Here is a 26,445-nt window from a genome sequence, read left to right as displayed (position 1 = left end):
TATTGCCTGTACCGGCCTCTTCGCGGGCAAGCCCGCTCCCACTAATACAGCATTGCCTCAGGCCTTGTGATATCTGTAGGAGCGGGCTTGCCCGCGAAGAGGCCGGTACTGTCACCTACCTGCTTCAGGCATCCCGGAACAGCCAGGGCTGCGCGGCGCGGTGCTTGCCTTCGAAGGCCTTGATCGCGTCGCTGTCCTGCAAGGTCAGACCGATGTCGTCCAGGCCGTTGAGCAGGCAGTGCTTGCGGAACGCATCGATCTCGAAGTGCAGCACCTTGCCATCTGGACGGGTGACAGCCTGCGCCTGCAAGTCGATGGTCAGCTGGTAGCCCGGGTTGGCTTCGACCTGCTTGAACAACTCATCCACTTCCTCATCGCTGAGGATGATCGGCAGCAGGCCGTTCTTGAAGCTGTTGTTGAAGAAGATGTCGGCAAAGCTCGGCGCAATGATGCTGCGGAAACCGTACTCGTCCAGCGCCCAAGGTGCGTGCTCGCGGCTGGAGCCGCAACCGAAGTTCTCCCGCGCCAGCAACACGCTGGCACCCTGGTAGCGTTCGTGGTTGAGCACGAACTCCTTGTTCACCGGGCGCTTGCTGTTGTCCTGGTAGGGCTGGCCCACGTCCAGGTAGCGCCACTCGTCGAACAGGTTGGGGCCGAAGCCGGTACGCTTGATCGACTTGAGAAACTGCTTGGGGATGATCTGGTCGGTGTCGACGTTGGCACGATCCAACGGCGCGACGAGGCCGGTGTGCTGGGTAAAGGCTTTCATGCTGCGCTCCCTTGGATCAACTCGCGGACATCGATGAAATGGCCAGTTACCGCAGCGGCGGCGGCCATGGCCGGGCTGACCAGGTGGGTACGACCACCGGCACCCTGACGGCCTTCGAAGTTGCGATTGGACGTCGAGGCGCAATGCTCGCCGCTTTCCAGGCGGTCCGGGTTCATCGCCAGGCACATGGAGCAACCTGGTTCACGCCACTCGAAGCCCGCCTCGAGGAAGATCTTGTCCAAGCCCTCACGCTCGGCCTGGGCCTTGACCAGACCCGAGCCCGGCACGACGATGGCCTGCTTGACGGTAGCGGCAACCTTGCGGCCCTTGGCGATGTCCGCCGCAGCGCGCAGGTCTTCGATCCGCGAGTTGGTGCAGGAGCCGATGAACACGCGGTCCAGCTGGATATCAGTGATCGCCTGGTTGGCAGTGAGGCCCATGTACTTGAGCGCGCGCTCGATCGAACCACGCTTGATCAGATCGGCCTCGGCGGCCGGATCCGGCACGCGCTGGTCGACGGCGAGCACCATTTCCGGGGAAGTGCCCCAGCTGACCTGCGGCTTGATCTGTGCAGCGTCGAGTTCGACCACGGTGTCGAACACGGCATCATCGTCGGAGACCAGGTCTTTCCAGGCTTCGACGGCACGTTTCCAGTCCTCGCCCTTGGGCGCATACGGACGGCCTTCGACATAGGCAACGGTGGTCGCATCGGTAGCCACCAGCCCGACACGGGCCCCGGCTTCGATGGACATGTTGCAGATGGTCATGCGACCTTCCATCGACAGCTCGCGGATGGCGCTGCCGGCGAACTCCATGGCGTGGCCATTGCCACCGGCAGTACCGATCTTGCCGATGACGGCAAGCACGATATCCTTCGCGGTGACGCCGACCGGCAACTGGCCTTCGACGCGTACCAGCATGTTCTTCATCTTCTTGGCAACCAGGCACTGGGTGGCGAGCACGTGCTCGACCTCGGAGGTGCCGATGCCATGGGCCAAGGCCCCGAAGGCGCCGTGGGTCGAGGTGTGCGAGTCACCGCAGACTACGGTCATGCCCGGCAAGGTGGCGCCCTGCTCCGGGCTGATGACGTGGACGATGCCCTGGCGCTCGTCGTTCATCTTGAATTCGACGATGCCGTATTCGTCACAGTTCTCGTCCAGGGTCTGCACCTGCAGGCGCGACACTTGGTCGACGATGGCCTCGATACCGCCCTTGCGCTCTGGCGTGGTCGGCACGTTGTGGTCGGGCGTGGCGATGTTGGCGTCGATGCGCCATGGCTTGCGATTGGCCAGGCGCAGGCCTTCGAAAGCTTGCGGCGAAGTCACTTCATGGATGATGTGACGATCGATATAGATCAAGGACGAGCCATCGTCGCGCCGTTTGACTTCGTGCGCATCCCAGAGTTTGTCGTAGAGCGTTTTGCCAGCCATCAGACTGTTCCTCATCAGCGTCTTTCTATGCCAATAACCCCTTGGCTTGTACGGACGATGCTATGGGGTTAGATTGAATAACTCAAATTCATAATTTTTATACTTTGGATAACCAATAGGAATTCGAGCGCATGGATCTCGCCAACCTCAGCGCCTTCATCGCCATCGCCGAAACCGGAAGTTTTTCCGGCGCCGGTGAGCGCCTCCACCTGACCCAGCCTGCCGTCAGCAAACGCATCGCCGGCCTGGAGCAGCAACTGGATGTACGCCTGTTCGATCGCCTGGGCCGTGAGGTCACCTTGACCGAAGCCGGCCGAGCTCTGCTGCCTCGCGCCTATCAGATCCTCAATGTACTGGATGATACGCGCCGCGCCCTGACCAATTTGACAGGAGAAGTTACCGGGCGCCTGACCCTGGCCACCAGCCATCATATCGGCCTGCACCGCCTGCCCCCGCTGCTGAGGGCTTTCACCCGACAGTACCCTTCCGTGGCACTGGATATTCAGTTCCTAGATTCAGAAACGGCCTACGACGAAGTTCTCCATGGCCGGGCGGAAATCGCAGTGATCACCCTGGCCCCCGAGCCCCATCACCTGGTCCGGGCCGTTCCAGTATGGGATGACGCCCTGGATTTCGTAGCGGCCCCGGAGCACGCCCTGGCCCTTGATGGAGATGTCAGCTTGGCCGATATCGCCCGCCACCCCGCCGTGTTCCCCGGCGGCAACACCTTTACCCATCACATTGTGCAGCGCTTGTTCGAGAGTCAGGGCCTGACGCCGAACATCGCCATGAGCACCAACTACCTGGAGACCATCAAGATGATGGTTTCCATCGGCCTCGCGTGGAGCGTGCTGCCACGTACTATGCTCGATGAACAGGTTGCACCCATCGCCTTGCCCGGCATACAGCTGTCGCGCCAGCTAGGCTACATTTTGCATACGGAACGAACGCTATCGAATGCGGCAAAGGCGTTCATGGCATTGCTCGACAGCCACTCAGGGTCCGCCTGACCGTCCATCAGCCAGGCATTTCACTTACAAGGACGCTTCATCCGCCAAAGGTCTGGTACCGATGCCCAAATCAGCAAACCGCTTTCCGCGCCTGCCGCGCATTCCTGCGGTCGACCCCCAGGAGTCCGAGCAGGCTTGGCAGAATGCTCCGCAATTGCTGGCGGCGCTGAATGGCGCACGCCTGGGCGCCTGGCTGTGGGATATCGAAACCGGCCGGGTGAGTTGGTCGCGAGGCACGCAGGCGTTGTTCGGTTTCGACCCTTTGCGCCCGCTACCCGCGGACATCGACTACCTGGACCTGTTGCCGGAGGAAGATCGCACCCGCACCCGCCAGTTGTTCCACGCCGTGGTCAATGGCGAGCCCGTGGAGCAGGCCATGCGTCATCGCATCCGCTGGCCGGACGGCAGCCTGCACTGGCTGGAAATCAATGGCAGCCTCACCCATGATCGCCATGGCCGTCCGCAGATGATCGGGGTGATCCGCGAGATCACTCGCCAGCGTGATCGCGAAACCGCATTGATCAACTCGGAAAAGCGTTTTGCCACCCTCTTCCACCTCAGCCCCAATGCCATCCTGCTGACCCGCCGCAACGATGGCATGATCTTCGAGGTCAACCAGCACTTCGAGGACATGTTCGGCTGGCCCGGCGCCCAGGTCGTCGGCAAGACCAGCGTGGAACTCGGCCTCTGGGTTCACCCCGAGCAGCGACAGCAGGTACTGGAGGCCACCCGCAGCAGTGGTAGCCCGGTGATCATGGAAGTCCAGTTCCGCGCCACCAGCGGCAACATCCACGATGGCATCCTCTGCACCCAGGGTATCGAGCTCGAAGGCATCACCTACCTGATCAGCACCTTTGTCGACACCACCGAGCGCAAGCGGGCCGAACAGGCACTCAAGGACAGCCAGGAGCGCCTGGACCTGGCCCTGGACTCGGCGCAGTTGGGTACCTGGGACTGGCACATTCCCAGCGGCATGCTCTATGGCTCCGCGCGCGCCGCGCAACTGCACGGCCTTGACCCGGTGCCCTTCCATGAGTCCTTCGACGCCTTCTTCGAAGGCGTGCCCGAGGAAGAACGCAGCGTCATGCGTCAAGCCTACCGTAGCCTGCGCGAAGGGCCGGCCGGCAACTACCAGATCACCTATCGCGTCCAGCTGGAGAACGGCGCATCGCGCTATATCGAAAGCCGTGCGCGGCTTTATCGCGACGAAGATGGCAACCCACTGCGCATGGCCGGCACCTTGCTGGACATCACCGACCAGGTCGAGCGCGAGCAACGCCTGAGCGCCTCGGAAGAGAAGTTCGCCAGCCTGTTCCAGGTCAGCCCCGACCCGATCTGCGTCACTCACCAGGATACGGGCCAGTTCATCGAGATCAATCCAGCCTTCACCCAGACCTTCGGCTGGGAGGCCGAACAGGTCATCGGGCGCAGCGCCGAGCAGATCGGCCTGTGGGCCGAGTCGTCGGAGCGCGCCCAGCGTATCGAACGGGTAATCCGCGAGCAGGCCTTGAGCAATGTCGCGGTCGTGGTCAACCACCGCAATGGCTCACCGCTCACCTGCGTGATCTCCAGCCGTCTGATCACGGTAGACAGCCAACCCTGCAGCGTCACCACGCTACGTGACATCACCCAGCAACAGCGCGCCGAAGCGGCACTCAAGGCCAGCGAGGAGAAGTTCGCCAAAGCCTTCCACTCGAGCCCCGACGCCATCACCATCACCGAACGGCACAGTGGCCGCTATGTCGAGGTCAACGACGGCTTCTGCCGCCTGACCGGATACAGCAGCAGCGAGGTGGTGGGCCGCACCGTTTTCGAACTGGGCATCTGGGCCGACGACAAGCAACGAGCGGCCTTGCTTGCCGAACTCGGGGAGCGTGGCCGGGTACACCACCGGGAAATGCTCGGGCGCAACAAGCGCGGAGACATCCTGACCGTCGAGGTGTCCGTCGAGCCGATCAGCCTCAATGAAACCGACTGCCTGCTGCTGACCGCCCGCGATGTCAGCCAGTTGAAGAACGCACAGGCGCAGATCCGTCACCTGGCCTACCACGATCCGCTGACCAACCTGCCCAACCGTGCCCTGCTGATGGACCGGCTCAGCCAGCAGATCGCCCTGCTCAAGCGTCACAACTTGCGCGGCGCCCTGCTGTTCCTCGACCTGGACCACTTCAAGCACATCAACGACTCCCTGGGCCACCCCGTCGGCGACACGGTATTGAAGATCATCACTGCCCGCCTCGAAGCCAGCGTACGCCTGGAAGACACCGTGGCACGCCTGGGCGGCGACGAATTCGTGGTCCTACTCAGCGGTCTCGAGGGAAGTCGCGAGCACGTCGAGGGCAAGGTTCGCGAGTTGGCCGACACCCTGCGCGAGCTGCTGGCCGAACCCATGTCGCTGGATGGCCAGCGCCTGCAGGTGACGCCCAGCATCGGCGTGGCACTGATTCCCGACCATGGCGCCACCCCGGCCGACTTGCTCAAGCGTGCAGACATCGCCCTTTACCGGGCCAAGGATTCCGGGCGCAATACCACCCAGCTGTTCCACACCACCATGCAGAAAGCGGCCAGCGAGCGCCTGCGCATGGAAAACGACCTGCGCCTGGCACTGGCGCGTGGCGAACTGGCCCTGCACTTCCAGCCCCAGGTGGACGCCCGCGACAACCGCATCGTCGGCGCCGAAGTGCTCTTGCGCTGGCACCATCCGCAACTTGGCCAGCAAGCGCCCTCACAGTTCATCCAGGTACTCGAGGAAAGCGGCCTGATACTCGAGGTGGGCAGCTGGATCCTCGACGAAGCCTGCGACGCCTGCGCGCGCATGCTCGAGGATGGGCTGATCAGTGCCGACGATTTCAGCCTCTGCGTGAATATCAGCCCCAGGCAATTCCGCCAGAATGATTTCGTCGAGCGGGTACTGCGCAGCCTCGACGACTATCGCCTGCCCAGGCGCATGCTCAAACTGGAGATCACCGAGGGCATCGTCATCCAGAACCTGGAAGACACCATCAACAAGATGCGCGAACTCAAACGCTACGGGGTGAGCTTCGCCATGGATGATTTCGGCACGGGCTATTCGTCGCTGACCTACCTCAAGCGCCTGCCGGTGGATGCGCTGAAGATCGACCAGACCTTCGTGCGTGACGCGCCCAACGACCCCAATGATGCCGAGATCGTTCGCGCCATCGTGGCCATGGCGCGCAGCCTGGAACTTGCGGTGATCGCAGAAGGTGTCGAACTGACAGAGCAACTGGAGTTTCTCGAGCGCCAGGGCTGCTACCTGTACCAGGGCTACCTGCACAGCCGGCCGCTACCCTTGCCGGAGTTTCGCCAGATCTTGCAGGAAACCCCTGCAGACTATTGATAGCGCACGCCCCACAGGAGGGCGGTGTCACAGAAATGCGAAAGGGCACCCTAGGGTGCCCTTCCATTCACTTCACTGCATTCAATTCAGTGCAGCCTTTTCACCATTGATCGGAATACGCTTGGCCTTGGCTTCTTCCGGCACGACGCGCAGCAGGTCGATGCTGAGCAGGCCGTTAGCCAGACCGGCGGCTTTTACTTCGATGTGATCCGCCAGGCGGAACGACAGCTTGAAAGCACGCTGGGCGATACCCTGATGCAGATAGGTGACTTCGGCAGCGCCATTTTCGCGCTTGCCACCGGTAACGGTCAGGACGCCTTTTTCGACCTGAAGGTCGAGATCCTGCTCCTGGAAGCCGGCTGCAGCAACCACGATGCGATAGTGGTCATCGCCATGCTTTTCGACGTTGTAGGGCGGGTAGCTGCTACCGGCCTCATTACGTGCCGCGGATTCGAACAGGTCATTGAAACGATCGAAACCTACGGAATGGCGGAACAGTGGTGCGAGGGAGAAAGCGGTAGTCATGGTCATAAACTCCTGAGATTCAGCAAGTAAGTCACTACGCGACCCGACTTCGGCATCGCGTACTCAAGAGATAAGGTCAGGCAACGGACTTTCAAGGGCTCTCATGAAAAAATCTGCCCACCCCGCACGATGCAGCTGCCCATCAGGCGACGCACTCGGTGAAAGAGGCCGTTTTCACTGGCTCGACACCCAACAGCCGGCTGATGCGCGCGCAGTCATCCTCGCGCCGCAACTCGGCGAACAACAGTACAGCCTCCGGGTAGCTGCGGGTCAACATCGCCAACCACTGCTTCATCCGCCCGGGCGCATAGCGTGGCGACAATTTGGCCTGCGCCTGGCGCCAGAACTCGCGCAGCAGCGGTAACAGATCGCTCCATACCATCGGCTGGTAGTCCCGCCCCTCGCGCGCAGCGGCGATCTGCAAGCCCAGATCCGGCCGCGACACCAGCCCGCGCCCGAGCATGATGTTTTCGGCGCCGCTGACTTCGCGGCAGCGTCGCCAATCATCGACGGTCCAGATCTCGCCATTGGCAAAGACCGGCACCTTGACCACGTCCTGCACCCGCGCCACCCACTCCCAGTGAGCCGGCGGCTTGTAACCCTCTACCTTGGTTCGCGCATGCACCACCAGGTGCTGCGACCCACCCTCGGCCAGCGCGATGCCACACTCCAGCGCACCATCCGGACTGTCGAAGCCCAGACGCATCTTCGCCGTCACCGGGATCTGCGCCGGCACCGCCCGTCGAACCTCACGAACGATGGCATGCAGCAGCTCGGGCTCCTTGAGCAGCACAGCGCCCCCGCGAGACTTGTTCACGGTCTTGGCCGGGCAGCCGAAGTTAAGGTCGATTACCGGTGCCCCGAGTTCACAGGCCAGGGCAGCGTTGTCCGCCAGGCACAGCGGATCGGAGCCCAGCAACTGCACACGCATCGGCGTGCCGGCAGCCGTGCGCGCACCGTTGCGCAACTCGGGTGCCAACTTGTCGAACGACGAAGGTGGCAGCAAGCGATCACAGACACGGATGAACTCGGTGACACACCAGTCGATACCACCGACGCGGGTCAGCACGTCGCGCAGGATGTTGTCGACCAGCCCCTCCATGGGGGCCAGGGCAATTTGCATTTCAGGGTCTCGACGAGAAAAGGCGGCAGTCTAGCAAAAAATGCCCGTCGATCAGGCGCCGATCAGCGCCGGACCATAGCCTTCGAGGAACTCGGCCGGCATGCGTCTGGGCTTGCCGCTGGACAGCTCGATACAGGCAAAGGTGGTTTGCGCGCGCAACAGGGTGACCCCGTCACTCGGGCGCTTGAGCTGGAAACGACGGGTCATGCGCAGGCGCTGATCCCAGTCGATGATCCAGGTGGCCAATTGCAGCTCGTCGTCTTCGTACGCCGCTGCCAGGTAATCGATCTCATGGCGGACCACGGCCATTGCCCGATCCAGACGACGATACTCGGCAAGGTCCAGCCCCAGGCGTTGTGAATGACGCCAGGCGCAGCGCTCCAGCCAGGTGACGTAGACCGCGTTGTTGGCGTGACCGAGGCCGTCGATATCCTCGGTGCCGACGCGAAGGTCGATGATGAATGGCGCTGCCAGATCCCAGCTCATGCCCGCTCCTGTAGTCAGTGAACGGGCAGAGTGTAACGGATGCTCAGGCGCTTTGCCGTGCCGGTTGGGTCGTACGTGCCAGCAACTCGAGCACAGCCTGGGTCAGACGCGGATCAGCCAGCACCCGTTGATGCCCACCCTCCTCCAGCAGCAACAGGCGACTGTCGAACCAGGCCTTGTGAATGACCTGAGCCTCACTGGCCGCAACCAGCGCATCGTCAGCCGCATGAACGACCAGCCCAGGCAACTCGAGCTGGTAGCCACTGACATCCAGCCGATCGATCTGCACGCCTACGTCGCGCTCGACCTGGCGAATGAAGGCTGCACGCGCCCGCCCAGGCATCCCCAGGCGCCGGGCGAAACCGCGCAACACCCCGAGCAATTGGGCAGGTGCAGCAATGCTCACCGCCGACTCGGCACGCAACCCCCACTGCAACGCCAACATGACGCTGGCGCCACCCATCGAATGACCGATCACCGCCCGTAAAGGCGGCAGCTCCGCCGCGGCCTCAAGCAGTGCCCGGGCGAACAGCACCACATGCGCCTGCTGCCCCGGCGAACGGCCATGGGCCGGCCCCTCGAGGGACACGACCGTATGCCCTGCCTGCACCAGGGCTTCGATCAGCGCGGCGAACTGAGTGGGCCGCCCCTCCCAGCCGTGCATCAGGAGCACCGTCGGCCCCTTGCCCCAGCGCAACGCCGAAAGACCGAAGCGCAGGGTGATCCGCTCGGCAGATGCCAATAACGGCAGTTCCCATTGCCGCGCAGGCAGGTTACGCGGCGTCATGAAGGCGCGACGCATGCGCCCGGCGACATGCTCGGGGGCCAGATGGCCAAGGGTGCCGTTGATGCTGCGAATCCAGCTCAGGGTAGTCATCGCCTTGCTCCAGAGTTGAGGTTGCTCAGATAACCGCCGACTTGGCGGCGCGCAGAATACGGTCGGAAAGCTCGGAAGCGCCCAAGGCTCGGGCCAGGGCCAGGCCGCCAACCATCAGGGCGAGGTCGGCGAATGCCTTGTCGATATCCTCGGGACGATCGACCATCTGCGCCGTCATCAGCTCGAGGTGTTCAGCCAGCTTCTCGCGAAAGGCTTCGGGCAAACGCTGCATCTCACCCAGCGAATTAGGCAAGGGACAGGCGTGCTCATGGGCATCACGGTGCTTGCGCGACAGATAGAAAGCCGCTGCCAGCGCACGACGCTCGGCGCCAGACAGGCTGGGGTCGACTTGCGAGAGCAAGGCCCGTCGCTCACCGAGCAACTGGTCGAATGCCGCCAGCATCAACTCATCCTTGCTGTCGAAATGGGCGTAGAAACCTCCGACAGTGAGGCCTGCCGCAGCCATTACCTGGCCTACGCTGGGGTCGGCTGGCCCCTGCTGGATCAGGGCGCTACAGGCAGCATCGAGAATACGCTCGCGGGTCCTGGTCTTTTTATCGTTCATGGGCACCCCCAAATATGATGATCGAAATATTACGCATGTAATATTTTCTGGCAAGCGAAATTGCGTACCGCTGATCGGGCACTTGGAAGATGAAGGAGGTAGAAAAACAAAAGGCCCATTCAATAATCGAATGAGCCTTTGAAGTCCCGTAAAACACGGGTAAAAGTGGCGTCCCCTAGGGGACTCGAACCCCTGTTACCGCCGTGAAAGGGCGGTGTCCTAGGCCACTAGACGAAGGGGACGTAAACCTTCGCACCGATTCATTTTCACGAATCGTGGCAGATTGGTGGAGCTAAGCGGGATCGAACCGCTGACCTCCTGCATGCCATGCAGGCGCTCTCCCAGCTGAGCTATAGCCCCGAAACAAAACAAAAAGCTCACTCAACAGTCGAATGAGCCTTTCAACCCCGCAAAACGCGGGAAGAAATGGCGTCCCCTAGGGGACTCGAACCCCTGTTACCGCCGTGAAAGGGCGGTGTCCTAGGCCACTAGACGAAGGGGACGTAACCTTCGTGCCGATCCGCTTTCACGAACCGCGGCAAAATTGGTGGAGCTAAGCGGGATCGAACCGCTGACCTCCTGCATGCCATGCAGGCGCTCTCCCAGCTGAGCTATAGCCCCGGATTTCTAGCCTCTCGGCCCAGCGACATCATGAAATATCGCTTGTGCAATACTGGCGTCCCCTAGGGGACTCGAACCCCTGTTACCGCCGTGAAAGGGCGGTGTCCTAGGCCACTAGACGAAGGGGACGAACCTTCTTACCTTCAAGACATGGTTGCTGGACCAGTCTTTCTTCACGACCTTGATCATGAAGCGGAATTTGGTGGAGCTAAGCGGGATCGAACCGCTGACCTCCTGCATGCCATGCAGGCGCTCTCCCAGCTGAGCTATAGCCCCACAATGTCGCTTTGAACCGAATCACCGGCTGGGTGCCTGATGCTTCGTTTTCGTTCATCGCTGTGGACGGGGCGCATATTAAGATCGGATTGCAGCACTGTCAAACGAATTCGTGAAAATATTCAAAATTTTTTTCACAGATAACAATCACTTACCGCCCTGCCCTGCTCCTGGGGAATGCCGGGTGCCGTGGCAGCGGGACAAGCCCGCTGCCACGGCATTGTGTGACAAGCCAATCAGGCAATGTTTGCCAGCAGCTTTTCCCACTCTTTGTTCTCTTTCTTCGACACGCCGCCCAGCAGCTCCAGTGCCTGGCGCAGACGGTAGCGGGTCAGGTCGGGGCCGAGAATCTCCATGGCATCGAGCACCGACACCGAGCTGGCTTGCCCCGAAATCGCGGCGAACATCAGCGGCATGGCGTCACGCAGCTTCAGCTCCAGGGACTCGACCACCGCCTGGATGCAGCCGGTAATACGCTCCTTTTCCCACTGCCGCAGGCTTTCGAGCTTCCACAGAATCAGTTGCATGACCTGACGCACCTGATCGGGCGACAGTTTCTTGTGCTCGAACAGCTTGGCATCGAGCTTGAGGGCGCCCTCGAAGAAGAACCCGCCCAGTGGCGCGATCTGGCTGAAGGTTTCGACACGCCCCTGTACATGCGGTGCGATCTTCATCATGTAGTCGCTGTTGAACGCCCACTTCTGCACGCGCGCAGCAAACTCCTCGACCGGCAGGTCGCGCAGCCACTGGCCATTGAGCCAGGACAGCTTCTCGATGTCGAAAATCGGCCCCCCAAGGGAAATGCGCGACAGGTCGAAATGCTCGACCATTTCTGCCAGGGAGAACTTTTCACGCTCGTCCGGCATCGACCAGCCCATGCGCCCCAGGTAGTTGAGCATGGCCTCAGGCATGAAGCCCATACGCTCGTAGAACGTGACCGAAGTCGGGTTCTTGCGCTTGGACAGCTTGGATTTGTCCGGGTTACGCAGCAGCGGCATATAGCACAGCTTGGGCTGCTCCCAGCCAAAATACTCGTAGAGCTTGATCAGCTTCGGCGCCGACGGCAGCCATTCCTCGCCTCGCAGGACGTGGGTGATGCCCATCAGGTGGTCGTCGACCACGTTGGCCAGGAAGTACGTCGGCAGGCCGTCGTTCTTCATCAGCACCTGCATGTCCATGCGGTCCCACGGAATTTCGACATCGCCACGCAGCATGTCAGGCACCACGCAGATGCCCTCGCTCGGCACTTTCATGCGAATCACGTGAGGCTCGCCAGCGGCCAGTCGACGCTGCACTTCCTCGGCGCTCATCTTCAATGCGCGGCCGTCATAGCGCGGTGTTTCGCCGCGAGCCATCTGTTCGGCACGCATCTGATCCAGCTCTTCGGCGGTGCAGAAGCAATAGAACGCATGGCCGGCGTCGACCAGTTGCTTGGCGTACTTGGCGTAGATCTCACCGCGCTCGCTCTGCCGGTAGGGGCCATGCGGGCCGCCAACGTCCGGACCTTCGTTCCATTCGATCCCGAGCCAGCGCAGGGCGTCGAAGATCTGCTGTTCCGACTCGCGGGTCGAACGCAACTGATCGGTGTCTTCGATACGCAGGATGAACTCGCCGCCGTGCTGCTTGGCAAAGCAGTAGTTGAACAGGGCGATGTAGGCGGTGCCGACGTGGGGGTCGCCAGTGGGCGATGGCGCGATACGCGTGCGAACGGTGGTCATGGACAGTCTCGGACGAAAGATGAAACAAAGGCGAGATGTTAGCAGGGTGCGGGCATCGGGCTCCAGCAATGGCGCTATCGTCACTTGTGGCGGTGCATTGCCGAGCTGTTAAATTTGCTTACATTTCTAGAACGATAGTCCCTATGCCTGCTCAACTCAAACGCCGCCTGCTGATCTTTCTCGCCTTGGTGGTGCTGATCGCCCTCGCCTTTCTCACCCATTGGTACTTCAAGGGGCGCTTCTACGAAAGTACCGACAATGCCTATGTGCAGGGTGAGATCACACGCATTTCCAGCCAGCTTGGTGCGCGGGTCGACGAGGTTCTGGTAGAGGACAATCAACACGTCATGCGAGGCGACCTGCTGGTCCGCCTGGAGGTCGCCGACTTCCAGCTGGCGGTCGAGCGCGCCCGGGCGGCACTGTCGACGCGAGAAGCCGAGCGTGTCCAGGCGCAAAGCCGACTGATCCAGCAAGACAGCTTGATCGCCGCCGGTCGAGCCCAGGTGGCCGCCAACCAGGCCACTCTCGATCGCTCGCGCCTGGACCTCAATCGTGCCGAAGCCCTGCGCAAACCCGGGTTCGTCTCGGAAGAGCGAGTCACCACCCTGTCTGCAGAAACCCACGTCGCCCGCTCCCAGGTCGACAAGGCCCAGGCCGACCTGCAGAGCCAGCGCCAGCAGATAGATGCACTGACGGCCGAACTCAAGCGCCTCGATGCACAAATTGCCAACGCCCGAGCAGACCTGGCACAGGCAGAACTCAACCTTACCCGCTGTGAAATCCACGCCCCCATCAGTGGCACCATCGGTCAGCGCAGCGCCCGCAATGGCCAGGTGGTACAGGCCGGCGCCTACCTGCTGTCGATCGTGCCGGACGAAGACATCTGGGTGCAGGCCAACTTCAAGGAGACCCAGATCGGCAACATGCATCGGGGCCTGCGTGCCGAACTGACCTTCGACAGCTATCCCGACACCCCGATCGAAGGCCGTGTCGATAGCCTGTTCGCTGCATCCGGGGCGCAATTCAGCCTGCTGCCACCGGACAATGCCACGGGTAACTTCACCAAGGTGGTTCAACGCATTCCGGTCAAGCTGACCTTTGCCGCCAATAACCCCTTGCATGGCCGTATTCGCCCAGGCATGTCGGTAACCGCCACCGTCGACCTGCGCGACACGGCCGATCAGGCAGAGCGCGGCGAGCCCCACGATGGCCGGTGATCAACTGCTGCGACCGACCGCGGAGCCGAGCAGGCGCGACTGGATTGCAGTGATGAGCGTGATGCTCGGCGCATTCATGGCAGTGCTGGACATTCAGATCACCAACTCCTCGCTCAAGGATATCCAGGGAGCACTGTCTGCCACCCTGGAAGAGGGCTCGTGGATCTCGACCTCCTACCTGGTGGCGGAAATCATCATGATCCCGTTGACCGCCTGGCTTGTGCAGCTGCTTTCCGCCAGGCGCCTGGCGGTGTGGGTGTCGCTCGGTTTCCTGGCCTCCTCGTTGTTGTGCTCGATGGCCTGGAACCTGGAAAGCATGATCGTGTTTCGCGCCCTCCAGGGCTTTACCGGCGGCGCCCTGATTCCGCTGGCCTTCACCCTGACCCTGATCAAACTGCCCGAACACCATCGGGCCAAGGGCATGGCAATGTTCGCCATGACCGCGACCTTCGCGCCCTCCATCGGGCCGACCCTGGGCGGCTGGCTCACCGAAAACTGGGGGTGGGAATACATCTTCTACATCAACATCCCGCCGGGGCTGGTGATGATCGCGGGCCTGCTCTACGGGCTGGAGAAGAAAGAGGCACACTGGGAGCTGCTCAAGAGCACCGATTACGCCGGCATCGTCACCCTGGGGGTCGGCCTGGGTTGCCTGCAGGTGTTCCTGGAAGAAGGTCATCGCAAGGACTGGCTGGAGTCCAGCCTTATTGTCGGCCTGGGTACCATGGCCCTGCTCTGCCTGATCACCTTCGTCATCCTCCAGCTTTCCCGAGCCAATCCCCTGATCAACCTGCGCATCCTCGGCAACCGCAACTTCGGCCTGTCGAGCATCGCCAGCCTGGGCATGGGCGTAGGGCTTTATGGATCGATCTATCTGCTGCCGCTGTACCTGGCGCAGATCCAGGGCTACAACGCCCTGCAGATCGGCGAGGTGATCATGTGGATGGGTATTCCACAGCTGTTCCTGATTCCGCTGGTGCCGCAACTGATGAAGGTCATTGCACCCAAGCTGCTCTGTGCACTGGGGTTTTGCCTGTTCGGGGCTGCCAGCTTCGGCTCGGGAGTGCTCAACCCGGACTTCGCAGGGCCGCAGTTCAACCATATCCAGATCATTCGTGCACTTGGGCAGCCAATGATCATGGTCACCATCTCGCTGATCGCCACGGCTTACATTCAGCCTCAGGATGCGGGCTCGGCCTCGAGTCTGTTCAACATCCTGCGCAACCTGGGTGGCGCCATTGGTATAGCCTTGCTGGCCACCTTGCTGGATGCACGGACCAAGGTGTATTTCGACTACCTGCGCGAATCAGTGGTCCCGAGCAACCCGCAAGTGGCGGAGCGACTGGCCCAACTGGCCGAACGGCTAGGCAGTGACAGCGCAGCACTGGGGCGCTTGAGCGAAATCACCCACCAGCAGGCACTGATCATGGCCTACAACGATGCGTTCCACCTGGTAGGGATCGGTTTGGCAGTCAGCATGGTGGCAGTACTGCTGACACGCAAACTGCCACAGGGACTGAAGGCCGGGGAGGCACATTGACCAGTATCCCGGCCGCTTCTGCACCGATGCGCGCCCTCAGCTGGCAATAAGCCGCTCACGCAACTGCCCGATCTCATCGCGCAACTGAGCGGCGGCCTCGAACTCCAGGTCGCGGGCCAGCTGGAACATCTTCTCTTCCAGCACTTTGATGCGCTTGGTGATCTCGCCAGGGGTCTGCAGCTCTGCCTCGTAGCGCGCAGCCTCCTCCGCCGCCTTGGCCATGCCCTTGCGCTTCTTGCTGCGCGCACCGGGCACCGTGGCACCTTCCATGATATCGGTGATGTCCTTGACCACCCCCTTGGGCACGATGCCATTCGCTTCGTTGAACGCGACCTGCTTGTCCCGACGCCGCTCGGTCTCGTCGATCGCCCGCTGCATGGAGCCGGTCACCTGGTCGGCATAGAGGATCGCCTTGCCGTTGAGGTTACGTGCTGCGCGGCCGATGGTCTGGATCAGCGAACGCTCCGAACGCAGGAAGCCTTCCTTGTCGGCATCGAGAATGGCCACCAACGACACCTCCGGCATGTCCAGACCCTCGCGCAACAGGTTGATGCCCACCAATACATCAAAGGTGCCCAGACGCAGGTCTCGGATGATCTCCACACGCTCCACGGTGTCAATGTCCGAGTGCAGGTAGCGCACACGCACATCATGATCTGCAAGGTAGTCGGTAAGGTCCTCGGCCATGCGCTTGGTCAGGGTCGTCGCCAGCACCCGCTCCCCCACCGCCACTCGCTTGCCGATTTCCGACAGCAGGTCATCCACCTGGGTGAGGGCTGGACGCACCTCTACCTGAGGATCGACCAGACCGGTCGGCCGTACCACCTGCTCGACCACGCGCCCGGCATGCTCAGCCTCGTAGGGGCCGGGTGTCGCCGAGACGAAGATGGTCTGCGGGCTGACCGACTCCCACTCGTCGAAGCGCATGGGCCGGTTATCCAACGCCGATGGCAGACGGAAACCGTATTCCACCAGCGTCTCCTTGCGAGAACGGTCGCCCTTGTACATGGCGCCGACCTGAGGAACGCTGACGTGTGATTCATCGATCACCAGCAACGCATCGGCAGGAAGATAATCGTAGAGCGTCGGCGGCGGTGCCCCAGCCGGGCGGCCGGACAGATAGCGCGAGTAGTTCTCGATACCGTTGCAATAGCCCAGCTCCAGGATCATCTCCAGGTCGAAGCGCGTGCGCTGCTCCAGACGCTGGGCCTCCACCAGTTTGTTGGCCTTGTTGAGGTACTCAAGCCGCTCGCCGAGCTCCTCCTTGATGCCGTCCACCGCCTCGAGCAGGGTCTCGCGCGGGGTCACATAGTGGCTCTTGGGGTAGAAGGTGAAACGCGGCAGCTTGCGGATCACTTCGCCGGTCAAGGGGTCGAAGGCGGCGATGTTCTCTACTTCGTCGTCGAACAGCTCGATACGGATGGCCTCGAGGTCCGATTCGGCCGGGAAGATGTCGATCACGTCGCCACGCACCCGGAAGGTGGCGCGGGCAAAATCCATCTCGTTTCGGGTGTATTGCAGGTCGGCCAGCCGGCGCAGCAGTGCGCGCTGGTCGAGCTTGTCACCGCGATCGACGTGCAGAACCATCTTCAGGTAGGTTTCCGGGCTGCCCAGACCATAGATACACGACACCGTGGTGACAATGATCGCGTCGCGCCGCTCAAGCAATGCCTTGGTCGCCGACAGACGCATCTGCTCGATGTGGTCGTTGATCGAGGCATCCTTCTCGATGAAGGTGTCCGACGACGGGACGTAGGCTTCCGGCTGGTAGTAGTCGTAGTAGGAGACGAAGTACTCCACCGCGTTGTTCGGGAAGAACGCCTTGAACTCGCCATACAGCTGAGCAGCCAGCGTCTTGTTCGGCGCCAGCACCATGGTCGGGCGCTGGACCTGCTGAATGACGTTGGCGATGCTGAAGGTCTTGCCGGAGCCGGTCACCCCGAGCAGGGTCTGGTGCGACAGCCCCGCCTCGATACCCTCGACCATCAGGCGAATGGCCTCGGGCTGGTCGCCGGCGGGCTGGAATCGGGTGACGAGCTGGAACTCGGACATGACGGGACCTCGTAGATGTCGCGGCAACTGTAAATTTAGCCAGTAGTCTATACGCAAAAAGGCGCGCCGGGGTGGCCTTCGCCGCTGCAGATGTGAACGCTCATTGCAGTGGACCCGGCAATTCGACCAATGGTCGAAAAATATTTGCGCAAAGCGCCTGAAAACCTGTGCCAGAGTGTCGCAGTGACCGGTCGGTATCACTATACTGACTCCCCGTTTGCACCGCTTCAGTGCACTGGGCTGGAGGGTGCATCTCCTATCACTCTCCTATTCAGAGCCAAGGTAACAATGAGCCTGTTTTCCGCTGTCGAGCTGGCACCCCGCGACCCCATCCTGGGCCTCAACGAAGCATTCAACGCCGACCCACGTACCGACAAGGTCAACCTGGGCGTCGGTGTCTATTGCAATGAGGAAGGCCGCATCCCGCTGCTTCGCGCGGTGATCGAAGCCGAAACCCAGCGTGTCGCCCAACATGCCTCCCGCGGCTACCTGCCGATCGACGGCATCGCCGCCTACGACCAGGCCGTGCAGAAACTGCTGTTCGGCGCTGAATCCCCACTGCTGGCTGCAGGCCGCGTAGTGACCGTGCAGGCTGTCGGCGGCACCGGCGCACTGAAGATCGGTGCCGATTTCCTCAAGCGCCTTTCGCCGAACGCGGTCGTCGCCATCAGCGATCCGAGCTGGGAAAATCATCGCGCCCTGTTCGAGACTGCAGGCTTCCCAGTACAGAACTACCGCTATTACGACGCACCGAGCAACGACGTCAACCGCGCCGGCATGCTCGAAGACCTGAACAAGCTGCCCTCGGGCTCGATCGTCGTCCTGCACGCCTGCTGCCACAACCCGACTGGTGTCGACCTGTCGCTCGACGACTGGAAGAACGTGCTGGAAGTGGTCAAGGCAAAGGGCCACGTACCGTTCCTCGACATGGCCTACCAAGGCTTTGGCGACGGTATCAGCGAAGATGCCTTCGCCGTGCGCCTGTTCGCCGAGTCGGGCCTGGAGTTCTTTGTCTCCAGCTCGTTCTCCAAATCGTTCTCGCTGTATGGCGAGCGCGTTGGCGCACTGTCGATCGTCACCGCATCGAAAGACGAGAGCACCCGCGTGCTGTCGCAGGTCAAGCGCGTGATCCGCACCACCTACTCCAACCCGCCGACCCACGGTGCAACCATCGTCGCCACCGTGCTCAACAGCCCGGAACTGCGCCAGATGTGGGAAGCCGAGCTGGGCGAGATGCGTGAACGCATCCACGGCATGCGCAAGCAGATGGTCTCGCTCCTGGCCGAGTACGGCGCCAACCGCGACTTCAGCTTCGTCGGTCGCCAAGTCGGCATGTTCTCCTACTCAGGCCTGACCGTGGAACAGGTCACGCGCCTGAAGAACGACTTCGGCATCTATGCGCTGGACACCGGTCGCATCGCCGTGGCCGCACTGAACCAGAGCAACATCCACGTGGTCACCAAGGCCATCGTCGAAGTGCTGTAACTGCTTGATTTGCCAGGGGGCGGCTTGACTTCCCCTTGGCATTCAGTAAGATACGCGCAGATTCCGCGATAGCTCAGTCGGTAGAGCAAATGACTGTTAATCATTGGGTCCCTGGTTCGAGTCCAGGTCGCGGAGCCAGACACTGAAAAACCTCCAGATGCGCAAGCACTGGAGGTTTTTTGTTTTCCGGGATCAGAAAGATCGTCGCAAGATGCGCTCAGCGGTCGCGCCCGATAGGGTAGAACACCCCACCACTCCAAACCCCCAACCACTCCTCGCCATCGATCACGCGCGGCACGGCAAGCTCCACCAGTTGGTAGAACACATTGCGGTGGATGAGCGCTTCGAGGTTGCTGCGCATCAGCAGGTAAGGCGATGGCTCATGCGTTGTCGGATCGGTCTCTACCCGAATAGGGTGATCAGCACCGGCATCGACCTGATCCTCGACATTGCTGGTGAAACGCAGGACCTGCTGCTCACCACTACCCTCCACTTCCAGGCTGACCGCCACGAACGGCGCATCATCGACACGAATGCCGACCTTCTCCACAGGCGTTACCAGAAAATAGTCATCACCGTCACGACGAATGATGGTAGAGAACAAGCGCACCATTGGCTTGCGCCCGATCGGCGTCCCCAGGTAATACCAGGTGCCGTCGCGGGCGATGCGCATGTCGATATCGCCGCAGAAATCAGGGTTCCACAGATGTACGGGAGGCAGGCCCTTGTCCTTGGGAATCTGCGCCAGAAGATCGTTGGCCTTATCCGTACCTGTCATCACCCGTTCCTTACCGACTCATTCCCAGGAGACTACGAGCGTACTCGCGCATGGGGGCCGCGAGCAAATCCTGCGGCGTGTTGTCGTGGAACGTCAACAAACCGCCACGGCTCTTGATTCGCGCTGTATCGATCAAGTAGCGAGTGCTGGTTTCGATCAGCATCATCTGCACTACACCGGTATCCCAGCCAAGGCGATCCACTGCCTGCTCGTCGTACCATTCATCGCCATTACCAATGCGGTCATCGGTGCGGGCGAAGCGGGTATAGAGCACGTAATGGGCGCCCACCGAACGCGCCTCGGCGATGGCGTCCTCCAGCCCCAACGGCGCCCTGGCGCGACGCACCAGCGGGAAATACTCGACGAAGCTCTTGAATGCCTCTTCGGCGACGGCATTCTGCTGCGGCACCGGGCCTTTTCCAGGCGGAACGAAAGCGCCCTGGCCAATGAAGATGAACGAATCAGGCTGCAGCCGGACCGACAAGGTTCGAGTGGTATCACTGTGATCGAGCAGACCGGCGTCGCTCATCTGATAGCGAACACCTTCGCCCATGTCGCTGACTTTCATGCAGCCGCTCAACGCCATCAGCGCCAGCAGCAAGACCAGGCTACGCATCTTTCCTCCAGTGACCGGTGACGAAAAACCGGCGAATAGCCGCCAGATGCAGCTTTTGCGCCAGCTCAGCCGCCGATCACCTTCATCACGGTCACACCACCCGAGAACGCCAGCTCCTGCTTGTCCGCCAGGGCCTTGACCAGCAGCCGCTGAATCACCGGAAGCGCCTGGTGACGCGGCTTGTCGAGCAGGTCGCCGATAAAGTGACGATTCCCCGAGGACAGGCAGCCATGCAGCCAGCCGGTAGACGACAAGCGCAAACGCGAGCAGGTCCGGCAAAACGGCACGCTCTCGTTGGCAATCACACCAAAGTGACCTTGGCCGGGAATCTGGTAGCGCAGGGCCGTCGCATCCAAGGCCGCTGGCGCCTGCTGGAAGTGATATTGATGGCCGATCAGTGCCAGCAATTGCTCGAGGCTGACGAACTGACGCAGGAATGCATTCGAATCAAGCGCCAGATGGCCCATGCGCATCAACTCGATAAACCGCAGTTCATAGCCTCTTGCCAGGCAGTAGTCGAGCAGCGGCACCACCTGATCGAGGTTGTGTCCGCGCATCGGCACCATGTTGACCTTGATACGCATACCCGCTGCACTCGCCTCCTCCATGCCCCTCAGCACGCTGGCCAGGTCGCCGCCCCGGGCAATGCTGCGAAACGCGGTCGGGTCAAGGGTGTCGAGGGAGACATTGAGCCGGTCGATACCTGCCGCGCGCAACACGGCAAGCTTGCGACTCAACAACTGGCCGTTGGTGGTCAAGGCGATATCCTTGAGCCCCAAGCCACCGACAATCTTCAGGAACGGCTCCAGGCGAGGGCTGATCAACGGTTCGCCACCGGTAATGCGCAGGCGCTCGATACCTGCGGCATCGACCAGATAAGCCACCCCGCGCGCCAGCGCATCGGCGCAGAGCTCATCCTGTGCAGCCACCAGGCGCTTGCCATCGGGCACGCAGTAGCTGCAAGCATAGTTGCAGGCAGCCGTCAGGCTGACGCGCAGGTTGCGAAAACGCCTGCCTTGACGATCGACGATCATGGATGACTCCGGCATGAGAAAAAGCGAGCCGGCAAAACTTGACTCAAAGATCAAGTTTTTGCAAGCCCTGTCGCCGAAGCGGGCGTGGCTGGCGGAGCCTGCCCATCATGGACAGTACCCCGCAGGGGTTTCAGGCTGCCGGTTCCGGATCGCGCTTGCGCTTGTTGCCCATGCGCACGCCGATGTCCATCAGGAACTGGAAGAAACCTTCCTGATCCTCGAGAACGTTGCTCCAGAACGGCGAGTGATACAGCGCTACAGCGCCATGCACCAGCGCCCAGGCAGCACAGTAGTGGAAGTACGGCGGCACATCCTCGAGCTTGCCTTCGCTGATACGGCCCTTGATCAACTGGGTCAGGCGCTCGAAATTGGAGGCGCGGATACGGTGCAGTTCCTCGACCATCTCCGGCACTTGGTTACCCTTGACCACCTTCTCTTCAAGACGGTCGAACAAGCGGTAGCGCTGAGGATCACGCATCCGGAACTCGAAGTAGGCACGCGACAGGGCTTCCTTGTCGCGGTCGACGTCGTCCGAATGCAACAGCGCATTCAAGTCACGCTCGTAGTCGAGCATCAGGCGCAGGTAGATCTCCGCCTTGGACTTGAAGTGCTTGTAGATCGTGCCTTTGCCGATACCGACAGCGTCGGCGATCATCTCGACGGTGACACTGTCTTCACCCTGTTCGAGAAACAGCTTGAGCGCCGTGTCGAGGATTTCTTGCTCGCGGCGGCGAAACTCACGGACCTTACGAGGTTCTTTCTGCATAGGAAGGACTGGATGACAATCGAAGCAGATTATTATGCCTAACTTGCGGCAAATTGCACGGATCATCCAACCATATCTATGTTTCATGATGAGTTTGCATGCAAACCGTGCCTGTCCGGCTTGAATCGCATGAGTGCGTGCGACGCCCCGCGCCCGGCTGACTCTGGCCTGCAAGCGACGCAGCACGGCTCGCCAAGGCCACCACGCTCATCGAATTCCGCACGTCGGCACGAAGAAAGCGTATGAGTCGCGCACTCTTCAACCTTTTCACCGCACCTCTATACAAATCGGCACCTGATAGGCACAAATTCACCCAGAGTCCGCCCAATGCCATGCCCTGATGGCCCATTGGCTGTCAGGTGTATTCCAAATCTGTTTAAAAAACGACCAACTGGCGCTGGCAGTGCGAGGATACTCGCCAATACTTGAAGTGTTGGCGCGGCGCATCCCCCCAAGTGGCGCGCCGATAAAGGTGCCCAGGGACCGCGTACCTTTGTTTTACTCCTAATGGTCTTAACCCGGATTCCTCCCCCAGAACCCGGGTTTTTTTTGCCCGCCCTGCCCTATCCTCAGGCGACGCGCGCCAACGGGAACAGGCGCTTGAAGTTTGCGGTCGTCTGCTCGGCCAACTGCGCATAGCTCCCCCCCCGCAACGATGCGACGTACTCGGCGACCTCACGCACGTACTGCGGCAGATTGGGCTTGCCGCGATACGGGATGGGCGCCAGGTACGGCGAGTCGGTCTCCACCAGCAGGCGCTCGACAGGCACCTGGCGTGCAACCTCACGCAGGGCATCGGCGTTGCGGAAGGTGACGATTCCGGAGAGCGAGATGTAGTACCCCAGATCGAGTGCGGCCTTGGCCATGTCCCAGTCTTCCGTGAAGCAGTGCAGCACACCCGCCTGCGGCAGGCTGGCCTCGCGCAGCAGCGCCAGGGTGTCCGCCCGCGCCGCGCGAGTGTGAACGATCACCGGCTTGCCGGTCTGCCGGGATGCCTCCAGGTGCAGGCGGAAAGATGCCTGCTGCAGCTCGGCGGCCTCCGGCTCGTAGTGATAGTCCAATCCGGTTTCGCCGATAGCCACCACGTGCGGGTGGGCCAGCTCACGCAGCAGCCACTCCAGCGCAGGCGTCTCCCCCGGAGCCAGGTCGAGGGGGTGCACGCCTACCGAACAGTCGACGTCGGCGTACTGCTCGCTCAGGGCCTTGACCGCCCCGGCGTTCTCGGCGCTTACGCCGATGCATAGAAAATGCCCGACTCCACGCTCGCGAGCCGCCTGCAGTGCGGCATCGAGCGAGCCGGCATGGGCGCTCAGGTCAAGTCGGTCGAGGTGGCAATGGGAATCTACGAGCATGGAATGAGAGCACACATGAAAATAAACGATGGGGGGAATCAGCGCGCGGCCAGCATCTGCAGCCAATGGGCCAACAGGGCTTCGAGCAGCAACACGCGATTGAGGTTGGCCTTGCCCTGGACTTTCTGGCGCTGTTCGAGAATCCAGGCCTGGACCTCGAGCACCCTGCCCTGCCTGCTCTTCTGCGCAAGGTATTGTACGACCTTGCGCATGTCGGCCAAGCCTAGCCCGCCCTCGTCCTGGGTCAATTGATAACGCAGGATCAGGTGCGACCAGTCGCAGAACCAGTCGAACAGCAACAGCAGCGGCACATTGCTCCAGGCTTCAGCCAACTGAGAGGGCGATTGCTGCTGCTTGATCAGCTTCTTCACCCCCTCGGTGACCAGCGCACGCTGCTCGCGCACACCCTGGGACTGCAAGGTGACGGCCATCAGTGGCGATCCCGCCGCCAGGGTCAGCAGTTCGTCACGCTCGATCTGATCGAGCTCCGGCAGGGCCGTCGCCAACCAGGCGTGACTCTGCGCAAGCGTCGGCTGGGCACAGGCCACCTGCTGACAACGGCTCTTGATGGTAGGCAACAAACGGCTGGGCTGATGGCTCACCAGCAGCAGCACGGTATCGCCCGAAGGCTCTTCGAGGCTCTTGAGCAAAGCGTTCGAAGCATTGACGTTCATCGCTTCGACCGGCTCGATCAGCACCACCTTGCGCCCGCCCAACTGCGCAGTCTGCACCACGAACGAAACCAGATCTCGCACCTGGTCGACCTTGATGGGCTTGTCGGCCTCTTCCGGCTCCAGCACGAAGTTATCGGGGTGGCTGCCAGCCTTGAGCAACAGGCACGACTTGCATTGCCCGCAGGCATCCACGCCATGCGGCTGCTGGCACAACAGGCGAGCCATCAGGCGTTCGGCCATGGCTCGCTTGCCGATGCCCTGCGGCCCGTGCAACAGGTAGGCATGGGCATGCTGGCTGCGCCCGGCCAACTGCTGCCAGAGCGCTTGCTGCCAGGGGTAGGCCTCAGCCACGGCAACGCTCCAGGATACCTGGCAGCAATGCATCGATGGCGCGCTGTACCGCCTCGAGCGACTGCCCGGCGTCCAGCAGGCTGTAGCGCTGTGGTGCCTGGGCTGCGCGTTGCAGATAGGCCTGACGCACCGCCTCGAAGAATGCCTGGCCCTCCTGCTCGAAGCGATCCAGGCGTCCGCGAGCGGCAGCACGGGCAAGGCCGACTTCCACTGGCAGATCGAAGACCAGGGTCAGGTCCGGGCGCAGCGCACCCTGAACGAAGTCTTCCAGCACCGCGATGCGCTCCACCGGCAGGCCACGCCCGCCGCCCTGATAGGCGTAGGTGGCATCGGTAAAGCGGTCGCACAGCACCACGGCGCCCCGCGCCAGCGCCGGGCGAATGACCTCGGCCAGATGCTGGGCGCGTGCAGCGAACATCAACAGAAGCTCGGTGTCGGCCGCCATGGCTTCGTCGCTGGGAGCGAGCAGCAACTCGCGGATACGCTCGGCCAACGGCGTACCGCCAGGCTCACGGGTCATGACCACATCCACGCCCTGCTCACGCAGTCGTGCGGCCAGGTACTCGCGGTTGGTGCTCTTGCCCGCGCCTTCGGGGCCTTCCAGAGTGATGAACAAACCGCTCACGGGCATTCCTTACTGTTTGTCGGTGGGCGCCGGCGCCTGTTCGGGCGCGGGCTCTTCGGCGGACTGGGTTGGTGCGCCTTCAAGGGGTTCGCCGGACCGAGGCGAGGCTTCAGTCGGCGGCTCGGCGTCCGGTGCCTGATCGACCGTACCCTGCGGGGCTTGTGGTGCTGGGCTGGAGCGGTAGTCGGCGCGGCGCTTGAGCTGATATTCGCGCACAGCCGTATTGTGGTCGTCCAGGTCATCGGAGAATACGTGGCTACCATCGCCACGCGCGACGAAATACAGGCTGGTACCGTCTGACGGATTCAGGGCAGCGTGAATCGCCTCGCGCCCGACCATGGCGATCGGTGTCGGCGGCAGGCCGGTCATGGTGTATGTGTTGTAGGGTGTCGGTGCACGCAGGTCGGCACGCGTGATCTTGCCGTTATAGCGCTCACCCATGCCGTAGATCACTGTAGGGTCGGTCTGCAGCATCATGCCCAAGCGAAGGCGGCGCACAAATACACCTGCGATCTGCCCTCGCTCCTGGGGGATACCGGTTTCCTTCTCCACCAGCGAGGCCATGATCAGCGCCTGGTAGGGATCACGGTATGGCAAATCGGTTACCCGGTCTGCCCACTCCTTGGCCAGCACCTCCTCAAGGCGCATGTAGGCTTGCTGCAACAGCTCCACATCGCTCATGCCGCGCACGAAGCGGTAGGTGTCCGGGAAGAAACGCCCCTCAGGGAACACACCGGTATGCCCAAGCTTGTCCATCACTTCAGTATCGGACAGCCCGTCGAGGGTGTGCTTGATCTTTTCATGCCTGGCCACGGCCGAGCGCACCTGGCGGAAGGTCCAGCCCTCGACCAGGGTGAGGTTGTACTGCACCACATCACCACGGCGCCAGGCATCGAACAGCGCTTCGACGGTCATGCCGGGTGTCAGGCGGTATTCACCCGTGTGCAGTGCAGTGCCAGCCATGTTGAAACGCCAGTAAAGTCGCAACCAGAAGGCGTCGTCGAGCAACCCTTCACTCTGCATGCGGTAGAACATGCGGTTGGGGTTGGTGCCATTGGGCACATCGAGCAGGCGCTCTTCGGTGACATGCAACGGCTGCTCCAGGACCGAGTTGACCTTCCAGGCCGACCAGCCTACGGCCAGGCCGGCAAGGATCAGGCCCATTTCCAGCAGCAGCAGGATTTTGCGTCTCACGAA

Annotated in this window: 22 protein-coding genes and 7 tRNA genes; 6 read left to right on the top strand and 23 right to left on the bottom strand. The window is 61.8% G+C overall.

The window, feature by feature from the left end; genetic code table 11:
• Positions 1 to 124: 124 nt before the first annotated feature.
• Both leuD and leuC read right to left on the bottom strand, forming a co-directional pair.
• Positions 125 to 769 carry a 3-isopropylmalate dehydratase small subunit gene (leuD, locus tag ACK3BK_RS08175; RefSeq protein WP_186666784.1) on the bottom strand — a complete coding sequence of 215 codons (645 nt, stop codon included), beginning with the start codon at positions 767 to 769 and terminating at the stop codon, positions 125 to 127.
• Positions 766 to 2,199, bottom strand: a complete 1,434-nt coding sequence (gene leuC / locus ACK3BK_RS08170; RefSeq protein ID WP_125930420.1) for a 3-isopropylmalate dehydratase large subunit — start codon at positions 2,197 to 2,199, stop codon at positions 766 to 768. Before leuC ends, leuD begins: the two co-directional genes overlap by 4 nt.
• Positions 2,200 to 2,330: 131 nt before the next feature.
• On the opposite strand from leuC, the gene ACK3BK_RS08165 reads away from it, so the two are divergent.
• Positions 2,331 to 3,209: a LysR family transcriptional regulator gene (locus ACK3BK_RS08165; RefSeq protein WP_186666785.1), complete on the top strand. Its 879-nt coding sequence runs from the start codon at positions 2,331 to 2,333 to the stop codon at positions 3,207 to 3,209.
• Between the two features lie 61 nt (positions 3,210 to 3,270).
• A complete protein-coding gene (locus tag ACK3BK_RS08160) occupies positions 3,271 to 6,567 on the top strand; it encodes a PAS domain S-box protein (protein ID WP_186722452.1) in 3,297 nt (1,098 codons plus the stop codon).
• 81 nt (positions 6,568 to 6,648) lie between these two features.
• Here the strand turns inward: ACK3BK_RS08160 and ACK3BK_RS08155 are convergent, their stop codons facing one another.
• The 12 genes from ACK3BK_RS08155 to gltX all read right to left on the bottom strand — a co-directional run bounded on the left by ACK3BK_RS08155 (position 6,649) and on the right by gltX (position 12,758).
• The gene (locus ACK3BK_RS08155; RefSeq protein WP_186666787.1) at positions 6,649 to 7,092 is read right to left on the bottom strand and encodes an Hsp20 family protein; all 444 of its coding nucleotides are present in this window, start codon (positions 7,090 to 7,092) and stop codon (positions 6,649 to 6,651) included.
• A 142-nt stretch (positions 7,093 to 7,234) separates the two neighbouring features.
• Positions 7,235 to 8,215, bottom strand: a complete 981-nt coding sequence (locus ACK3BK_RS08150; RefSeq protein WP_186666788.1) for a tRNA dihydrouridine synthase — start codon at positions 8,213 to 8,215, stop codon at positions 7,235 to 7,237.
• 51 nt (positions 8,216 to 8,266) lie between these two features.
• Positions 8,267 to 8,701, bottom strand: a complete 435-nt coding sequence (locus ACK3BK_RS08145; RefSeq protein WP_186666789.1) for an acyl-CoA thioesterase — start codon at positions 8,699 to 8,701, stop codon at positions 8,267 to 8,269.
• Between the two features lie 43 nt (positions 8,702 to 8,744).
• Positions 8,745 to 9,578, bottom strand: coding sequence for an alpha/beta fold hydrolase (locus ACK3BK_RS08140; RefSeq protein ID WP_411384077.1), 834 nt, complete (start codon positions 9,576 to 9,578; stop codon positions 8,745 to 8,747).
• A 25-nt stretch (positions 9,579 to 9,603) separates the two neighbouring features.
• Positions 9,604 to 10,143, bottom strand: a complete 540-nt coding sequence (locus tag ACK3BK_RS08135) for a TetR/AcrR family transcriptional regulator (RefSeq protein ID WP_186666791.1) — start codon at positions 10,141 to 10,143, stop codon at positions 9,604 to 9,606.
• Positions 10,144 to 10,309: 166 nt separating this feature from the next.
• Positions 10,310 to 10,385 (bottom strand) — tRNA-Glu (locus tag ACK3BK_RS08130).
• 42 nt (positions 10,386 to 10,427) lie between these two features.
• Positions 10,428 to 10,503, bottom strand: a tRNA-Ala gene (locus tag ACK3BK_RS08125).
• Positions 10,504 to 10,570: 67 nt separating this feature from the next.
• A tRNA-Glu gene (locus ACK3BK_RS08120) sits at positions 10,571 to 10,646 on the bottom strand.
• 42 nt (positions 10,647 to 10,688) lie between these two features.
• Positions 10,689 to 10,764, bottom strand: a tRNA-Ala gene (locus tag ACK3BK_RS08115).
• 53 nt (positions 10,765 to 10,817) lie between these two features.
• A tRNA-Glu gene (locus tag ACK3BK_RS08110) sits at positions 10,818 to 10,893 on the bottom strand.
• A 71-nt stretch (positions 10,894 to 10,964) separates the two neighbouring features.
• Positions 10,965 to 11,040 (bottom strand) — tRNA-Ala (locus ACK3BK_RS08105).
• 236 nt (positions 11,041 to 11,276) lie between these two features.
• On the bottom strand, positions 11,277 to 12,758 hold the full coding sequence (gene gltX / locus ACK3BK_RS08100; protein ID WP_411384076.1) for a glutamate--tRNA ligase: 1,482 nt from the start codon (positions 12,756 to 12,758) through the stop codon (positions 11,277 to 11,279).
• Positions 12,759 to 12,901: 143 nt separating this feature from the next.
• Here gltX and ACK3BK_RS08095 point away from each other — a divergent pair, with 143 nt between their 5' ends.
• Together ACK3BK_RS08095 and ACK3BK_RS08090 are read left to right on the top strand one after the other, a co-directional pair.
• Positions 12,902 to 13,975: an HlyD family secretion protein gene (locus ACK3BK_RS08095; RefSeq protein ID WP_411384075.1), complete on the top strand. Its 1,074-nt coding sequence runs from the start codon at positions 12,902 to 12,904 to the stop codon at positions 13,973 to 13,975.
• 49 nt (positions 13,976 to 14,024) lie between these two features.
• A complete protein-coding gene (locus ACK3BK_RS08090; protein ID WP_411384454.1) occupies positions 14,025 to 15,515 on the top strand; it encodes an MDR family MFS transporter in 1,491 nt (496 codons plus the stop codon).
• 36 nt (positions 15,516 to 15,551) lie between these two features.
• Here ACK3BK_RS08090 and uvrB read toward each other — a convergent pair whose 3' ends face one another.
• A complete protein-coding gene (gene uvrB / locus ACK3BK_RS08085; protein ID WP_186666793.1) occupies positions 15,552 to 17,567 on the bottom strand; it encodes an excinuclease ABC subunit UvrB in 2,016 nt (671 codons plus the stop codon).
• Between the two features lie 288 nt (positions 17,568 to 17,855).
• Here uvrB and ACK3BK_RS08080 point away from each other — a divergent pair, with 288 nt between their 5' ends.
• Both ACK3BK_RS08080 and ACK3BK_RS08075 read left to right on the top strand, forming a co-directional pair.
• Positions 17,856 to 19,052 carry an amino acid aminotransferase gene (locus ACK3BK_RS08080; protein ID WP_411384074.1) on the top strand — a complete coding sequence of 399 codons (1,197 nt, stop codon included), beginning with the start codon at positions 17,856 to 17,858 and terminating at the stop codon, positions 19,050 to 19,052.
• Between the two features lie 62 nt (positions 19,053 to 19,114).
• Positions 19,115 to 19,190 (top strand) — tRNA-Asn (locus ACK3BK_RS08075).
• Positions 19,191 to 19,269: 79 nt separating this feature from the next.
• Here ACK3BK_RS08075 and ACK3BK_RS08070 read toward each other — a convergent pair.
• The 8 genes from ACK3BK_RS08070 to mltG form a co-directional block, all read right to left on the bottom strand.
• Complete coding sequence (locus ACK3BK_RS08070; protein ID WP_411384073.1) at positions 19,270 to 19,830, bottom strand: DUF1285 domain-containing protein; 561 nt, start codon at positions 19,828 to 19,830, stop codon at positions 19,270 to 19,272.
• Between the two features lie 10 nt (positions 19,831 to 19,840).
• Entirely contained in the window at positions 19,841 to 20,446 is a 606-nt protein-coding gene (locus tag ACK3BK_RS08065; protein WP_402763520.1) for a DUF4823 domain-containing protein, read from the bottom strand.
• A gap of 65 nt (positions 20,447 to 20,511) precedes the next feature.
• On the bottom strand, positions 20,512 to 21,480 hold the full coding sequence (locus tag ACK3BK_RS08060) for a GTP 3',8-cyclase MoaA (protein ID WP_186666797.1): 969 nt from the start codon (positions 21,478 to 21,480) through the stop codon (positions 20,512 to 20,514).
• Between the two features lie 130 nt (positions 21,481 to 21,610).
• Complete coding sequence (locus tag ACK3BK_RS08055) at positions 21,611 to 22,246, bottom strand: TetR/AcrR family transcriptional regulator (protein WP_065861191.1); 636 nt, start codon at positions 22,244 to 22,246, stop codon at positions 21,611 to 21,613.
• Between the two features lie 569 nt (positions 22,247 to 22,815).
• Positions 22,816 to 23,598: a TatD family hydrolase gene (locus ACK3BK_RS08050; RefSeq protein WP_411384072.1), complete on the bottom strand. Its 783-nt coding sequence runs from the start codon at positions 23,596 to 23,598 to the stop codon at positions 22,816 to 22,818.
• Positions 23,599 to 23,636: 38 nt separating this feature from the next.
• Complete coding sequence (locus ACK3BK_RS08045; protein ID WP_411384071.1) at positions 23,637 to 24,623, bottom strand: DNA polymerase III subunit delta'; 987 nt, start codon at positions 24,621 to 24,623, stop codon at positions 23,637 to 23,639.
• The gene (tmk, locus tag ACK3BK_RS08040) at positions 24,616 to 25,248 is read right to left on the bottom strand and encodes a dTMP kinase (protein ID WP_288377837.1); all 633 of its coding nucleotides are present in this window, start codon (positions 25,246 to 25,248) and stop codon (positions 24,616 to 24,618) included. The genes ACK3BK_RS08045 and tmk overlap by 8 nt, the downstream gene beginning before the upstream one ends.
• A 9-nt stretch (positions 25,249 to 25,257) precedes the next feature.
• Positions 25,258 to 26,442: an endolytic transglycosylase MltG gene (gene mltG, locus ACK3BK_RS08035; RefSeq protein ID WP_411384070.1), complete on the bottom strand. Its 1,185-nt coding sequence runs from the start codon at positions 26,440 to 26,442 to the stop codon at positions 25,258 to 25,260.
• Positions 26,443 to 26,445 lie beyond the last annotated feature (3 nt).

The sequence above is a fragment of the Pseudomonas sp. L7 genome (assembly GCF_046605565.1).
GTDB lineage: Bacteria > Pseudomonadota > Gammaproteobacteria > Pseudomonadales > Pseudomonadaceae > Aquipseudomonas > Aquipseudomonas wayambapalatensis.
This window is presented reverse-complemented; position numbering and strand designations above follow the sequence as displayed.

What these genes read in the sequence shown, in the direction of transcription:
- ACK3BK_RS08165 (WP_186666785.1), top strand. Translation starts at nt 2,331, where the DNA reads ATGGATCTCGCCAACCTCAGCGCCTTCATCGCCATCGCCGAAACCGGA.
- ACK3BK_RS08095 (WP_411384075.1), top strand. Translation starts at nt 12,902, where the DNA reads ATGCCTGCTCAACTCAAACGCCGCCTGCTGATCTTTCTCGCCTTGGTG.
- ACK3BK_RS08055 (WP_065861191.1), bottom strand. Translation starts at nt 22,246, where the DNA reads ATGCAGAAAGAACCTCGTAAGGTCCGTGAGTTTCGCCGCCGCGAGCAA.
- ACK3BK_RS08135 (WP_186666791.1), bottom strand. Translation starts at nt 10,143, where the DNA reads ATGAACGATAAAAAGACCAGGACCCGCGAGCGTATTCTCGATGCTGCC.
- ACK3BK_RS08150 (WP_186666788.1), bottom strand. Translation starts at nt 8,215, where the DNA reads ATGCAAATTGCCCTGGCCCCCATGGAGGGGCTGGTCGACAACATCCTG.
- ACK3BK_RS08070 (WP_411384073.1), bottom strand. Translation starts at nt 19,830, where the DNA reads ATGACAGGTACGGATAAGGCCAACGATCTTCTGGCGCAGATTCCCAAG.
- ACK3BK_RS08140 (WP_411384077.1), bottom strand. Translation starts at nt 9,578, where the DNA reads ATGACTACCCTGAGCTGGATTCGCAGCATCAACGGCACCCTTGGCCAT.
- ACK3BK_RS08050 (WP_411384072.1), bottom strand. Translation starts at nt 23,598, where the DNA reads ATGCTCGTAGATTCCCATTGCCACCTCGACCGACTTGACCTGAGCGCC.
- uvrB (WP_186666793.1), bottom strand. Translation starts at nt 17,567, where the DNA reads ATGTCCGAGTTCCAGCTCGTCACCCGATTCCAGCCCGCCGGCGACCAG.
- ACK3BK_RS08060 (WP_186666797.1), bottom strand. Translation starts at nt 21,480, where the DNA reads ATGATCGTCGATCGTCAAGGCAGGCGTTTTCGCAACCTGCGCGTCAGC.
- ACK3BK_RS08160 (WP_186722452.1), top strand. Translation starts at nt 3,271, where the DNA reads ATGCCCAAATCAGCAAACCGCTTTCCGCGCCTGCCGCGCATTCCTGCG.
- leuD (WP_186666784.1), bottom strand. Translation starts at nt 769, where the DNA reads ATGAAAGCCTTTACCCAGCACACCGGCCTCGTCGCGCCGTTGGATCGT.
- gltX (WP_411384076.1), bottom strand. Translation starts at nt 12,758, where the DNA reads ATGACCACCGTTCGCACGCGTATCGCGCCATCGCCCACTGGCGACCCC.
- ACK3BK_RS08145 (WP_186666789.1), bottom strand. Translation starts at nt 8,701, where the DNA reads ATGAGCTGGGATCTGGCAGCGCCATTCATCATCGACCTTCGCGTCGGC.
- leuC (WP_125930420.1), bottom strand. Translation starts at nt 2,199, where the DNA reads ATGGCTGGCAAAACGCTCTACGACAAACTCTGGGATGCGCACGAAGTC.
- ACK3BK_RS08155 (WP_186666787.1), bottom strand. Translation starts at nt 7,092, where the DNA reads ATGACTACCGCTTTCTCCCTCGCACCACTGTTCCGCCATTCCGTAGGT.
- ACK3BK_RS08080 (WP_411384074.1), top strand. Translation starts at nt 17,856, where the DNA reads ATGAGCCTGTTTTCCGCTGTCGAGCTGGCACCCCGCGACCCCATCCTG.
- ACK3BK_RS08065 (WP_402763520.1), bottom strand. Translation starts at nt 20,446, where the DNA reads ATGCGTAGCCTGGTCTTGCTGCTGGCGCTGATGGCGTTGAGCGGCTGC.